Origin of the sequence: Tellurirhabdus rosea, from assembly GCF_026278345.1 — a bacterium.
Taxonomy (GTDB): domain Bacteria; phylum Bacteroidota; class Bacteroidia; order Cytophagales; family Spirosomataceae; genus Tellurirhabdus; species Tellurirhabdus rosea.
The window spans coordinates 2,335,019-2,349,123 of record NZ_CP111085.1; the positions used below are offsets into that span (position 1 = coordinate 2,335,019).

Sequence of the window (14,105 nt, forward strand, 5' to 3'; positions counted from 1 at the left end):
TTGTCGCTTGTCTTACGTCTCTCCTCCCTTGTCTCCAATAAAAACCGGATATGAAGAAACGTCTCCTGTGGATGCTGGCTGCCGGAAGCCTCTGGGTTGCCGTCGGATGCCAGCCAAAAGCTAAACCGGAAGAGTACAATCCCAAAGCCGCCAATCCCGAGCTTTACCACCGCAGTGTCGAGCAGCTGACCAAAGTGGTGATTCACGACATTTTCTCGCCGCCGGTCGCCAGCCGGATTTATTCCTACGCCAATCTGGCCGGCTACGAGGCCATGCTGCCCGGCACGCCGGGCTATGAGTCGCTGGCGGGCAAAGTCCGGAAATTTACCGCTCCGCCGAAACCCGAACCCGGCCAGGAATACTGCTTCCCGCTGGCCAGCACCAAAGCGTTTCTGACCGTTGCCCGGGCGCTGACCTTCTCGGCGGACAAGTTCGACGAGTACGAAAAGAGCTTTTTCGAAGAATACCACAAAATGGGCATACCCGAGGAGGTGTTCGAACGATCGGTGGCGTACGGAGAGGCCGTTGCCAAGCACGTGCTCGACCATGCGGGCAAGGACTCCTATAAGCAGACGCGGGGTTTCAAGCATACCGTCACGAACGTGGAAGGCACCTGGGTTCCGACGCCCCCGGCCTACATGGACGCCGCCGAGCCGCAATGGATGAAAATCCGCTGCTGGGTGATGGATACCTGCTCGCAGTTTATGCCGCCGCGCCCGGCCCCCTACAGCGTGACCAAAAGCAGTCCGTTCTACAAACTGGCGGAAGAGGTGTATACCATCGGCAAAACGATGACGGAAGACCAGAAGAACATTGCCTATTTCTGGGACGATAATGCATTTGTGATGAACGTCGCCGGGCACGTCTCGTACGCTTCCAAGAAAATGACGCCGGGTGGTCACTGGCTGCATATTGCGGCGACCATCGCCCGCCAGCAGAAGGCCGATTTTGCCAAAAGCGTGGAGGCGTACGCCCTGACCTCTTTCGCCCTGTCCGACGGCTTTATCAGCTGCTGGGATGAAAAGTACCGCTCGAACCGCGTCCGTCCCGAAACGGTCATCAACAAGTACATCGACCCGAAATGGCAGCCGTTTCTGCAGACGCCGCCGTTCCCGGAATACACCAGCGGCCACAGCGTGATTTCCGCCGCCGCCGCCGAGGTCCTGACGAACCTGTACGGCGACAACATCGCGTTTACCGATTCAACCGAACATCCGTACGGGCATGGCGTTCGGTCATTCAAATCATTCCGGCAGGCCGCCGTGGAGGCTTCCTACAGCCGGCTGTACGGCGGCATCCACTTCCGCGACGCGCTGGAAATAGGCAATCTCCAGGGCCGCCAGCTCGGCGAATACGTCGTCGAGAAGCTGAAAACGAAGAAGGAAAGCGTGATTGCGGCGAAATAAGGGTTTAAAAGTTCAGAGTTTATAGTTTAGGGTTTATAGTTGCTCCGCCATATTCTGACCCTGCGGAGCAACTATAAACCCTAAACTATAAACTCTGAACTTTTAAACCCTTATTTATCCAGCACCACGGCGCCGTCCACTACGTAGGCGCCGCCTGAGGTGGTTAGGGAATATACCTGATTGACGACCCGGGCGGCATCTTGTACGAAGACCACCGTCGCCATGCGGTAGGAGCCGGTCGCGGCGTCTTCCACGAAGACAACATCACCTTTCCGCAGGTCACCGGCGGCGACCCGGCCTTTGGCGGTCAGGATGGGGTGGTTGGCCGTGGCTTCCAGTTCTACGTGGCCGGACGACGTGACGTGCGAGGCCCAAAGCTGCTGGGCCGGTTCGAGCAGAATCCGGGTCAGGGTAAATGAGCCTTGGTGGGCATTCACGGCCAGCACGGTTTCGGACTTCAGGCCGCCAACCTGTTCGCCCACCTTCACCTGCCCGATGGGTTTCTCCGTTCCGTCGGCCATCAGCACGTACGAGCTTCCGGCGAAACAGAATTCGTTATGATCCTTCTCCGCAGTGGCCCCGTCGGTTTTTACCGGACCCGACGACTCTTTCGACAGCGCAAAGGCCAGGCAGACGGCAAACCCGTCGGCGGCCTTGTTGGCGTCTTTCAGGTCGTCGATGTACTGACCCCAGACAGCCCGGTCGGCTTCCGCATTCGGAACGCACACTTTCTGCATCTTGCCGTCTTTGGGCGTATAAAACACCGCCAGCTGACCGAGGCTTTTCATGCTCTGGGCTTCGTAGAGGGAGAAGAAATAGACGCGCCGCTCGATGCCGTCGCTGAATTTGAACACGTAGGGCGCTTTTTCGTCGTCGCGATCGAACAGCAGTCCGTTCGCTTTGACGTAGGTATCTTTTTCGACATTCTTGAACGTCACGGCTTTGGCCAGGGCATACTCGGCGGCCGTAATTCCCCGCTTGGCTTCCTGCGCCGTTGCGATCAGGCTGGCCAGAGCAAACATGGCCGCGAAAAGGATCTTTTTCATAAACTCCTTGTGGTTAAGATTGGTAAAAGTGTGTTCCTGCGTTTTGTAAGTACTGTGCCGGACCGTGCGGAACCTTCCGGCACAGAACCCACCGATGAGACCCCGCCCGGCGGACGGAGCTTACGGGTCTTTATCTACTTGCCGTTGGAGGCCACCGGTTCGCTGACGCGCTTGTGCAGACGGGCAACCGCTTCGCGGGCCGAGTCCAGCGCGCCGGCCATCCAGGCCGTCAGGTAACTGACGTGTTCGCCGGCAAAATAAATTTCATCATCCGGTTCGGTCAACGCCTTGTAATGGCGCGCCCGCGCTTCGGTCGACCAGTTCGCCCAGCCGCCCTGGTTGTAGGGAATCTTGTGCCAGGCCAGCGAAAACGCCGCCGCAAATTCCTTCCGGTACTGCGGGTGAATTTTGCTGCCCTGTTCCAGTGCCAGCGCCTCGCGCTCTTTGACGGACAGATTCCCCAGCTTCACCGCCTTTTCGTTAAAGTTGTAATAACCCCACAGAACGCCCCCCTTGCCCAGCATATCCTGCGACGGATAAATGATCTGGTTAATGTCCATGTTGGTTTTGGACAACCCGCCGTAAATCGAATCGTCTTCTTCCCAGAACCGTCGTTTAAACTGAATTCCGATTTTTCCGGTATTCACGTACGGCACAAAGTCGGCGGCTTTCTGCACTTTCGGCGACAGGTCCGACGGAATGTTCCGCAGCACCGGCAGCGGAATCGTGCAGATGCAGTAATCGCCTTTTATTTCGGTCGTTTTGCCCGTTTTCTGATCGCGGTACACAATCCGGACGCCCGGCTCGGTTTTCCGGATTTCGAGGACTTCGGCTCCGTAGCGGACCTTGCCCGGCAGGGCCTTCTCGAACGCCCGCGGAATGGCATCCATGCCGCCCACCGGCTGAAGCATCGGCGGCTGCTGGTACAGCGTATACTCCCCGAAGTTGGACAGACTGGGATGGAACATGCCCGACCGGATGTAATCCAGCAGCCGGTACGGCGAACTGCTTTCGCCGGGCTTGTGGTAGCCGCCCTGGGCGACTTTGTACCCCCGCCGTTCGGTCGCCTTGTACATCTTGTCGGGCGTCAGATCGCCTTCGATGCTCAGGTAGGAAAGCAGCTGCTCCACGTCGTCTTTGGTCATTTCCTGATCCAGCAGGTGCTGGTCGGACGCTTTGGCCAGCAGTTCGGCCGTGAAGCCCCGGAGGTCGTTGTGAAACTCACGCTGGCGCATGACCCGGTTGGCCAGCGCGCCCGAGCCGCCGTCCATGTACAGGTACGCCGACTCGTTGACGTTGATAAAGGTTTCCAGTTTCAGTCCCAGCTCCCGGCAGTAGTGCAGCGTGATGGCGTGCGTGTGCGGAATCCGGCCGGCTCCAGCATTGAAGTAATGCCCGTTTTCGTACTGGCACGTCTGCGCCGTTCCGCCGATTTCGGTTTCCGTGGTGCCGTTCCGGACCGTCCAGACGCGCCCGCCCGGCCGGTTGCGGGCTTCGAGAAGGGTACAATCGTAGCCGAGTTTGCCCAGTTCGAACGCGGAGCAAAGTCCGGCCAGTCCACCGCCCAGAATAATTACTTTCTTACCCGTTACTGTCCGTTCCGGATTAAAGGCTTTGGCGGGCGCTTCGGGCACAAGTCCCAGACCCATCATCGCCATATACGCAAACCCCGAACGTTCAATGAAAAAGCGTCTTGTCATTTTAATTACAAGTTTGGTGAAAGGAATTACATGCTGTGGGTAAGATTCATGGGTGAGAGGTATTGGATTCCGGCTGGCCGCCCGTGAGCCGCCAGCCGGAGGAATATTGATCCGATTAACTTACAACTTTCTCAAAAGCCTGCGCAAACATCTTCATTTCGTCCAGCGTTCCGATGCTGACCCGGCACCAGTGCTGCTGGTCAAATTCCCAGCGGCGGACGCTGACGCCCTGCTCCATCATGGACTTCAGGAACGTCTGGCCTTTCATCCGGAGCGGGAACAGCACAAAGTTAGTAGAAGATGGCAGCCAGGTGTATCCGGCGCTCTTCAGAAAGTCGTAAAGATACGCTTTTGACTCCGCCGTTTTTTTCAGGGTAAACTGCTGGAACTCGCTGTCTCTCAGACTAGCCAGGGCCGCCGAAGCCGACGGCGTCGAGATCGAGAAGCCCCCGGAGCAGTAGCGGCGCAGTTCTTTGATGACGGCCGGCTGGGCAATGGCGTAGCCTACCCGCAGACCCGCAAAGGCGTGCAGCTTCGACATGGTGCGCAGGACAATCACGTTCTGGCCTTTCCGGACACAATCCACCATCGAATCCGTTTTGATGTCCTTGGCGTAATCGATGTACGCTTCGTCTACCAGTACCGGCGCTTTCGGTGAGATGCTTTCGCAGAACGACCGCAGTTGGGCCGAGGGCAGGATAACGCCGGTCGGGTTGTTGGGATTACAGACGTACACCATGCTGGTCTTGCCGTCCACGCGGGTCGCCATCGCCGACAGATCGTACTGGTAATCCTTGGTCAGCGCCACTTTGTCGAACTGCATGCCGCTGTTGTCGCTCTGGTCGTCGCGGTTGGAAATGTAGCAGGGGTCGGCCATCAGGACCTTGCCTTTAGGTCCGTAGAGCATGAGGCTGGCCATGAGCAGTTCCGACGAACCGGCTCCGAGCAGGATGTAATCTTCGGGCACTCCCGCCTCGGCGGCAATCAGCTTCCGCAGTTCCATAACCACCGGACCGGCGTAGAGGAAAGACGTATCCACGGATTTGATGAGCGCCTCTTTTGCTTTGGCCGAAGGTCCCCAGGGATTTTCGTTGGCCGACAGCCGGGCCTTCAGCTGGGGAGCCGCCGCCAGGGCCGCTTCGTGGGCCAGTTCGCGGTGGCGCTCCAGGTAAACGGCGCCATAGGGGCCGGTAAGCGCCGCGGCCGGTGCGGCTTGCGCCAGGTGCGGAAGCGCCATTGTTCCGGCCGAAGCCAGCAATCCAGACTTGATCCAGTCACGACGAGAAAATACAGATGCCATAAGGGTAAAAAAGGTTTGAGTAACAAAATCCCTGAAAAGGAGAGTGTTCTTTTCCTGCCTGGTAGCAGCGCCGCCAGAGTGGCGACATGTCAATCGAGAAGGTCTACGGAAGTATGCTGCAAAGGTACCTTTTTAGGAATAATATAAAAGTAGGAGAAGTTTTATTTTTTAAGTTTTTAGACAACTTCTTTGCTTAAAGGCCAAAAACAGGTTTACAAAACCGCCTTAACTGACTTGATTTTTGTTCAAATCAATAAATTTTTATTTAAAAACCTAAAACATGAAACATCTATACTCTACGGATGTTTCATGAGTTTTTGCGAATTATTTTGAACTTTTTTTGTTTTTATTAGCATATTATTTCAAACTTTTGTGATTTGTAAACATATTCTACTGCAAACCCTTGACAATGCGATTTGTAAAATTAATTTTGGTCAAGGTTTACGGAATAATACAACAAACCACGAAGCACTAAGAGGTTCTCTTCTGGCCGCACTTGGAGAGAATCGAAGGCCAAACCCTGATCGCCGGAGCAGATGTTTCCAGCGATAACCGGAGTTGTACGGACTCGGGTTGCCGATTACCAACCACCAACATTCACTTAGGTAGTAAACATCCGCAAAGGCGTTCAGGCGCCTGCCGGTACAGTATTGCATCTCTGTTCCGCCGGATGGCACGATAAAGAGAGGTCACTCTCTTGCCTGGTCGCGCTTTGCCTGACTGTCTCCGTCACCGGATTATGTGCGGCGTAATTCCTTTGACGGGGCAGTCAGCGCAGGCGTGAACCGACCGCCCTCCAAGTCTTAACTTCTTACCCTAAACATGCCGATGAAACGATTTATACTCACGACGGTTTGCTGTGCGCTTGGGCTGCTATCTGCGATGGCCCAGACGCGCTTTGTGACCGGGAAAATCTCCTCCAAGGACGAAGGCGCGCTTCCCGGTGTCAGTGTAGTGGTAAAAGATACCCGTACCGGCGTAATCAGCGACGCCACCGGCTCCTATAAAATCAGCCTGCCCGACGGGGCCACGGCCCTGGTTTTCAGCTTTATCGGCTACACCACCCAGGAAATTGCCATCGGCAACCGCACGACCATCGATCTGGAAATGCTCCCCGACGTCCGCGCCCTGCAGGAAGTGGTGGTGACGGCCTTCGGGATCGAGAAAGAAAAGAAAGCACTTGGCTATACCGTCCAGGAGGTGAAAGGAACCCAGCTCGTGGAAGCCCGGTCGAGTAACGTGGTCAACGCGCTTTCGGGCCGGATTGCCGGGGTGCGGGTCAACAGCAACGGGGGACCGGGCAGCGGCTCGACCGTCCAGATCCGCGGCAGCTCGTCCATCTCGGGCAACAACCAGCCGCTGGTCGTTATCGACGGCGTGCCCATCGACCAGAGTACCTCCCAGAAAGTCTCCGACGGCGAGAAGCAGTTCGGCGGCGGTCTGTCGGAAATCAGCCCGGACAACATCAAGGAAATTTCGGTCCTCAAAGGCCCGAACGCGGCGGCGCTGTACGGCTCCCGGGCCGCCAACGGCGTTATCCTGATTACGACCAAAAACGGCGCAGGTACCAAGGGCCTCGGCATCGAATACAACGGCAACATGACGTTCGATCGTCCGCTGGTGAAGCCGAAATTCCAGAACACCTACGGCGGCGGCAACGGCTACCGGACCTGGTATTCGGACGGCTGGAGCGGCGTGATTCAACCCGATGCCTACGACCAGTACCGGGCCGCTTACGGCACGATTACGCCGGGCGTCACAACGGGCACCGACGGCACCGACGAAAGCTGGGGCGCTCCCATGGACGGCCGCCTGGTCCGCCAGTGGTGGACCGGCAAGGACGTGGCACCGCTGACCCCGCAGCCCGACAACTGGGAAGGCTACTGGGAAACGGGCAAAACGCAGTCGCACAACATCGCCCTGTCGGGTGCCAACGACAAAGGCAACTTCCGCCTGTCGATGGGCCGCCTGGACCAGACGGGCATCATGTACGGCAACGATTACTACCGCAACAACTTCAAACTCAACACCGGCTACAACTTCACGCCGAAACTGTCGGTAACGATGTCGGCCGAATACATCAAATCGGGCTCGGATAACCGGAGCTTTCAGGGCGGCGACCAGTTCATCTGGTCCCACCGGCACACCAACTGGGAGCAGCTGAAAGATTACCAGGCGTACACCGCAACGCATATCCAGCGGGCCGTTCCCGGCCGCCTGCCCGACAACGATCCGCCCAACTGGCAGCACACGTTCTTCACGAACCCGTTCTTTGCTCAAGACAGGCTGCCTTCGTCCAACGAGAAGGACCGGCTGGTGGGCAACATCGCCCTGAACTACAAATTTACGCCCTCCCTCTCGCTGCTGCTGCGGTCAGGAACGGACTTCTGGAGCGACACCCGCATCAACATCATCAACTTCGACCGGGTCCGCAACGGCAACCGGACGCAGGGCCAGTATTCTGAGGAAGTTTTGCGGTCGCAGGAGACCAACAGCGACTTCATGTTTACGTTCAACAAGGCGCTGTCTTCGGTGTTCTCGACCACGGCTCAGTTTGGCGGCATTCAGCGGAGCAACTACTACAAGCGGAACTTCACGCAGGTGAATGCTCTGGTCGTCGACGGCGTTTACAACCTTGCCAACTCCATTCCGAGCCAGAACACGGTCGCCAGCCGGATTGAAAAAGCCGAAATGCAAAGCCTTTTCGGAACGTACCAACTGGCCTACAACAATGCCGTTTTTCTGGACCTGACCGCCCGCAACGACTGGTCGAGCACGCTGCCGAGCAACGCCCGTTCGTACTTCTACCCCTCGGCTTCGCTGAGCGCCGTTCTGACGGACCTCGTGGCGGTGCCGGGCAACACGCTCTCGTTTGCCAAAGTCCGGGCGAGCTGGGCGCAGGTAGGTAACGACGCCCAGCCCTACCAGCTGATGCCGACCTACCGCTCCGGCGGGTCGTGGGACGGCTCCACGCCGCAATACTTCGAAAACCTGACTATCCCCAACGTGGATCTGAAACCCGAAATCACGACGGGCGTTGAACTGGGTCTCGATGTTCGGCTGTACAAAGGGCGCGTAGGCCTCGACCTGACGTATTACGACCAGCTTTCGCGCAACCAGATTCTGGGTGTCGAAATCTCGAAAGCCAGCGGGTACAACAGCCGAATCCTGAATGCCGGCCGGATTGCCAACAAAGGAATTGAGGTGGTGCTGACCGGCACGCCGCTGAAGTCGCGGAACGGCCTGACCTGGGATATGACCGTCAACTTCGCCCGCAACCGCAACAAGGTGCTTGAGCTGGCGGAGGGCCTGACCACGTTTGTCCTCCAGGAGCGCCGCGGCCTCACCTCGGAAGCCCGGGTGGGCCAGCCCTACGGAACGCTGTACGGCATTGGCTTCGAGCACGCACCCGACGGACAGATCATCTACAAGGACGGCCTGCCGGTGGTATCGACCACGCCCCGCGTGCTGGGCAACGTTCAGCCGAAGTGGACGGGCGGTTTCCTGAACTCGCTTACGTACAAAGGCATCACGCTCTCGGCGCTGATCGACGTCCGGATGGGTGGCAGCCTCTTCGATGAAGGTACGGGCACGGCCCGGTGGACGGGTCAATATGAAGAAACGGCCGTCGGTCGGGAAGAAGGCATCATCGGCAAAGGCGTGAAAGTGGTCAAAACGAATGCCGACGGCAGTGTGGAATACGCGCCGAACGACATCATCGTGGCTACCAACCAGCTGATCGGTTACAACAACCCGCGCCGGTACCACGAAGCCGCCATTTTCGACGCCAGCTACGTCAAACTGCGCGAGATGACCATCGGCTACACCATTCCGGAACGCATCCTGCCCGGCAAGTTCATCCGCTCGGCCCGCGTTTCGGCGGTCGGTCGTAACCTGGCGATTCTCTTCAAGAACACGCCGCACATCGATCCGGAAGTGGACCGCTTCGGCGGCAACCGCCAGGGCTTCGCCTACGGTGAACTGCCCTCCTCCCGCAGCATTGGCTTCAACCTCGCACTGGGCTTTTAAATTTTGAATGACTGAATGATTGATTGACTGAATGCCTGAATGAGTAAGGGACGATTCTGTTCCCGACATCAACCTATCAACCATTCAACCATTCAATCATTCAGTCAATCAATCATTCAGTTAATTCCTACACTGTCTATGAAACTACTCTCCAAGAAATACATCACTTTAGCGCTGGCCGGGGCGCTGACTACGAGTTCCTGCACGGACAAGTTCGACGAGATGAACGTGGACCCGAACAACCCCACGACCATCAGCGCCCAGTACCTGCTCCCCTACGCTACCGAACGGGCCATTGACCGGTACTGGGGCGGCAGCACCCGCTTCGAACGCCTCAACATCGACGGCACGATGCTCTGGATGCAGTATTTCACCCGGAACATCTATTCCAACGAAGGCGACAACTACGGGGTTTCGCCCGCTTTTTACAACAACAACTGGAAATCGCTGTTCAACGACGCCCTGCTGAACTACCAGCGAATCGTGGTGGAATCCGGCCCGAGCGGAAGCGCCCCCAACGCCAACTACGAAGGCGTCGGACTGGTGATGCGGACGTGGGTATTCTCGCTGATTACCGACATGTGGGGGGCCGTTCCGTACACGGATGCGCTGAAAGGAACGGCGGCAACGCCCAACTACACACCCGCCTATGACTCGCAGGAAAAAGTGTACGAAGCCATGCTGGCGGACCTCAAAACCGCCAACGAAAAGCTGACCGTCGGCGGTCCGGCGGTGGTCGGCGACATCATCTTCAGCGGGGATATTCTGAAGTGGAAAAAATTCGCCAATTCGCTGCGCGTGCGGCTGGCCAATCGGCAGGCGGCCAAAAAACCGACCGAATCCCGGGCTATCCTGCGGGAAATCCTGAGCGATCCGGCCAAGTACCCGCTGATGACGAGCAACGCCGACAACGCCGTTGTCCGGCATACGGCCACGCTCCCGAGCAACAACGAATGGCACCAGGTGATGATCCGCGACGGCCGGACCGACTGGAACATCAGCAGCACCCTGGCCGATAAACTCAACGCCCTGGGCGACACCCGCATCACGATTTACGCCGCGCCCAACAAGGACGGAAAGTACTCGGGCCACCCCAACGGCCTCCCCGACGCCATCGCGACGAACTACCTCTCGTCGAGCTCCGGCATCGGGTCGTACTTCCTGCGGGCCGAAACGCCGAGCGTCCTGATGACCTTCGCCGAACTGAATCTGACGCTGGCCGAGGCAGCCCTGGACGGCGACATTACCGGCGATGCGGCCGGTTATTTCGAAAAAGGCATTACGGCTTCCTTTGAACAGTACGGCCTGAAAATACCGGCAACGTACCTGGCGACGGTAGGCGCTGTAACGCGGGCGAAGGTGCTGGAGCAGAAGTGGATTGCCCTCTACGGACAGGGCGTGGAAGCCTGGACGGAGTACCGCCGGACCGGCCTGCCCGCCATGCCGACCCGGGACCCGCGCGCCGTTTTCGAAAACGACGGTGTCCTGCCGACCCGCCTGCCGTATCCATCTACCGAGTATTCCCTCAACAAAGCCAGCCTCGACAAAGGCATCGCACTGAATGGCGGAAAAGACGATATGAAAACAAGGCTTTGGTGGGCAGAATAAGCCGCCACCGCTGCCGATCGTCTAAAACACTGTTATGATTGTTGAACACCCGGACGCCATCGTCCGGGCCCCAAACTTGCAAACCGATGAAAGCCACATACCTCTTCTTACTCCTGGGTACCTTATTTCTGGCGGCCTGCGAACACGAAAAAGATCCGTTTGTTGACCGTACGGCCGCGCCCGTCCTGCTGGTTTTTGAGAACGCCATTGGCGACGGCGGCGGGCAAACCACCGAGCCGACCGTCACGTCCAAAGCCACAGGCCCGGCCACGCTGCGGATTCGGGTTTATGAACTCGACAAAACCAACATACTGGATCACGCCCAGGGCATTGACTCGCTGCCGGTGGCGTCGCTGACGATGAAGCTCACCACCCGCACCGGGACCGCCATTGCCGACCTGACCACCGACGCCAAGGGCATTGCCACGCTCTCGCGGCCGTGGAGCGATTTCGGCATCACGGCACCCAAAGTCGGCACCAACGTTGCGCTGGTGCTCAGCGGCAAACACAAAGACCAGTCTTTCTCGAAATTAGCCCGGCTTCAGGCCAATTAACCCTTATCCTTGATGTGTGTGCGGCAGCCGTTCGTGGAAATGGCTGCCGTATTTTTTTTGCAGACTGTTAACTTTCGGGGATGCTAACGCTTAGTTCCTACCGAAAGGCATACGCCGGCCGAACGATTCTGGCTATTCCGCACCTGGCGCTGAATCCGGGCGTTCACTGGCTCAAAGGAGCGAACGGGTCGGGCAAAACGACCCTTTTCCGCACGCTGGCCGGGCTGCTGCCCTTTGAAGGCGATTGCCTGCTGGAAAATACCTACAGCCTCAAAAAGCACCCCGTTGAGTACCGGCTGCGGGTCAATTACGGCGAAGCCGAACCGCTTTACCCCGATTTTCTGACCGCCCGCGAACTCATCAACTGGGTCGCCGCCGCCAAGAAAGCGCCCCGCCAGCAGCCGGACGAGCTGATTCACGCGTTTGGCATGAACGCCTACGCCAAAACGCCCGTGGGCACCTACTCAAGCGGCATGCTGAAGAAGACCTCGCTGGTACTGGCGTTTCTGGGTCAGCCGAAGCTCATTTTGCTGGACGAACCGTTTATTACGCTCGACGAGGCCGCCGTCCGGACGGTTCTGGAACTGATGGAAGATGGACGGAAGCGGGGCGTCGGCTTTCTGCTTTCGACGCATCAGGATGTCCGTTCCGCCGCTCTGGCCGTCGATGCCCAGTGGCAGATTTCCCAGCAAACCGTCATTCCGTTTCGCCATGAAGCCTCTGCTCAACGTTCTGAATAAAACGCTCGTTCGGGAATTTTACCGGCAGCATGCGGGCGCTTTTACCGTGGTGCTGTTGCTGGCGGGCGGGTTTATGCGGGGTCAGGAACACCACGCGCTGGCCACGTACGCCGTGCACAGTCCGTTGATGCTGGGCGCTTATTTTGCTTTGTGGCTCGTTTATACGCTCAATGTCGTCCGTTTTGGCGTGAAGACTTTTCGGCAGCACCCGTTTCTGCAACTGATTCGGCTGGTGCCGCTTGGCGTTCGCATCCGGGCGCTGCTGGCGGCCGCGGGGCTTTTGCTGCTCCCGGTGCTTGGGTATGCCGGGTACGTATCCGTTGTCGGCTGGCAGCAGGAAGCCGGGCGGAGTCTGGCCGTACTGGTCCTCGGCCTGCCGCTGTTAACGCTGCTTCCGGTCCTGCTCTGGGAGTATTTTCTTCGAAATCCCGACCAGACGTTCCGCTTCGACTGGCCCGGCGTTATCCGGTTCAACACACCGTATCCGCTGTTTTTCATCCGGCAGTTGCTTCGGAACGAACCGCTGACGCTGCTGCTGACCAAGGCGGGCTCCCTGCTCCTGCTGGCGGGACTGTGTGCCCTGTATCCGACCGACGATTACGACCTGCGGCTGTTGCTGTTGGGATCGCTGCTGGCCGCCGCCCTGCATAGCGGGCTGCTGTACCAATTCTATCGTTTCGAAGCGGTACACCTGTCCCTGTTGCGTAACCTGCCGACCTCAACTCTTCGGCGGTTTGCTACCTATGTGTTCATCCTGATGCTGCTGCTTTTGCCGGAATTACTTTTGCTGCTTCGAAGTGGTCCGGAGGGCGTCCTCTTTTCCCGGCTGCTGGCCGTCTGGCTCCTGCTGGTGGGCCTTGCGCTGGTGCTGTATACGCTTCTGCTCGCCCGCCACCAGCCGCCCGACCGGCTGATGCCGCTGGTGGGCGGAATGGTCATTTTTTATTTCTTCCTGATTATGTACCGGATTCCGGCGTACGGGCTGGTTGACGGTACGTTTGGCGGGGGAGCGTTTCTCTTTTTTCAGTTCTTTCCCAAATCCGAGCCCGCCTTTTTCGAGTGACGTTTACTCCGCCCAATTCAACACCAGCGAAGCACCCGCAGACGGCGATAAACTATAAGCCCCAAACTTTAAACTCTACTCCCTCATTCAATTCTTCCTTCGATCAGAAACGGCTTTTTATCCAGCCAGGCCAGTTGCTGAAAACCTTCGATATGGTATTTCCGGATCTGGCCCTGCCGGGTTTCCAGCCAAAGCATGCGTTTCGATTCGTAGAGGTAATTTTTGGAAGCCAAGACCGCTTCGACGCGGGCGGGCTGGCGGGTCGTTGAATCCAGAATAATTTTCAGGTAGCCCACGGGCAGTTTTTCGCCTTCCTTCAACTGGTATTCGTAGGTCAGCGAGTCGGGGCGGGCAACCTGGTAACTGGCGACGTAGGCCTGCTTGTTGATGTCGGCTTGCACGAACAGGTCCAGCTCTTTCTTCCAGTCGATGGTACGACTCTGCTGGTTGTCGCCTTCTCCGTTAAGCATCACGCGCTTGTCAACCTTCGGCTTGGTCTGGTTCAGTTCGGCGATTTGCCGCTCCATAAACCCGTTCAGGTCGTAAAATTTGCCGGATTTGGCTTCGCGGGCGGGGTTACTGCAGGCGGTCAGAAGGAGGAGGGTAGCAATGTATAGTCGGTTCATCGGATCAAAGGCTCTGGATTGCCAACGATGCCA

Annotated in this window: 10 protein-coding genes; 6 read left to right on the forward strand and 4 right to left on the reverse strand. The window is 57.8% G+C overall.

Annotated features, from left to right (window positions below; all coding sequences use genetic code 11):
• Positions 1 to 50: 50 nt before the first annotated feature.
• Positions 51 to 1,406 (forward strand): vanadium-dependent haloperoxidase, encoded by a 1,356-nt coding sequence (locus ORG26_RS09685; protein ID WP_266368790.1) that lies wholly within the window; start codon positions 51 to 53, stop codon positions 1,404 to 1,406.
• Positions 1,407 to 1,516: 110 nt separating this feature from the next.
• On the opposite strand, the gene ORG26_RS09690 is transcribed toward ORG26_RS09685, so the two are convergent.
• From ORG26_RS09690 to ORG26_RS09700, 3 genes are all read right to left on the reverse strand, one after another.
• The gene (locus ORG26_RS09690) at positions 1,517 to 2,452 is read right to left on the reverse strand and encodes a Hint domain-containing protein (RefSeq protein ID WP_266368792.1); all 936 of its coding nucleotides are present in this window, start codon (positions 2,450 to 2,452) and stop codon (positions 1,517 to 1,519) included.
• A gap of 134 nt (positions 2,453 to 2,586) precedes the next feature.
• On the reverse strand, positions 2,587 to 4,152 hold the full coding sequence (locus ORG26_RS09695) for a flavin monoamine oxidase family protein (protein WP_266368793.1): 1,566 nt from the start codon (positions 4,150 to 4,152) through the stop codon (positions 2,587 to 2,589).
• Between the two features lie 115 nt (positions 4,153 to 4,267).
• Positions 4,268 to 5,452 (reverse strand): pyridoxal phosphate-dependent aminotransferase, encoded by a 1,185-nt coding sequence (locus ORG26_RS09700; RefSeq protein WP_266368794.1) that lies wholly within the window; start codon positions 5,450 to 5,452, stop codon positions 4,268 to 4,270.
• An 828-nt stretch (positions 5,453 to 6,280) separates the two neighbouring features.
• On the opposite strand from ORG26_RS09700, the gene ORG26_RS09705 reads away from it, so the two are divergent.
• The 5 genes from ORG26_RS09705 to ORG26_RS09725 all read left to right on the forward strand — a co-directional run bounded on the left by ORG26_RS09705 (position 6,281) and on the right by ORG26_RS09725 (position 13,446).
• The gene (locus ORG26_RS09705) at positions 6,281 to 9,481 is read left to right on the forward strand and encodes a SusC/RagA family TonB-linked outer membrane protein (protein ID WP_266368796.1); all 3,201 of its coding nucleotides are present in this window, start codon (positions 6,281 to 6,283) and stop codon (positions 9,479 to 9,481) included.
• A gap of 138 nt (positions 9,482 to 9,619) precedes the next feature.
• Entirely contained in the window at positions 9,620 to 11,089 is a 1,470-nt protein-coding gene (locus ORG26_RS09710) for a SusD/RagB family nutrient-binding outer membrane lipoprotein (RefSeq protein WP_266368797.1), read from the forward strand.
• 86 nt (positions 11,090 to 11,175) lie between these two features.
• Positions 11,176 to 11,643 (forward strand): hypothetical protein, encoded by a 468-nt coding sequence (locus tag ORG26_RS09715; protein ID WP_266368798.1) that lies wholly within the window; start codon positions 11,176 to 11,178, stop codon positions 11,641 to 11,643.
• An 80-nt stretch (positions 11,644 to 11,723) separates the two neighbouring features.
• Entirely contained in the window at positions 11,724 to 12,383 is a 660-nt protein-coding gene (locus tag ORG26_RS09720) for an ABC transporter ATP-binding protein (RefSeq protein WP_266368800.1), read from the forward strand.
• The gene (locus tag ORG26_RS09725; protein ID WP_266368802.1) at positions 12,355 to 13,446 is read left to right on the forward strand and encodes a hypothetical protein; all 1,092 of its coding nucleotides are present in this window, start codon (positions 12,355 to 12,357) and stop codon (positions 13,444 to 13,446) included. The genes ORG26_RS09720 and ORG26_RS09725 overlap by 29 nt, the downstream gene beginning before the upstream one ends.
• Before the next feature lie 83 nt (positions 13,447 to 13,529).
• Here the strand turns inward: ORG26_RS09725 and ORG26_RS09730 are convergent, their stop codons facing one another.
• On the reverse strand, positions 13,530 to 14,072 hold the full coding sequence (locus ORG26_RS09730) for a hypothetical protein (protein ID WP_266368804.1): 543 nt from the start codon (positions 14,070 to 14,072) through the stop codon (positions 13,530 to 13,532).
• Positions 14,073 to 14,105: the final 33 nt, after the last annotated feature.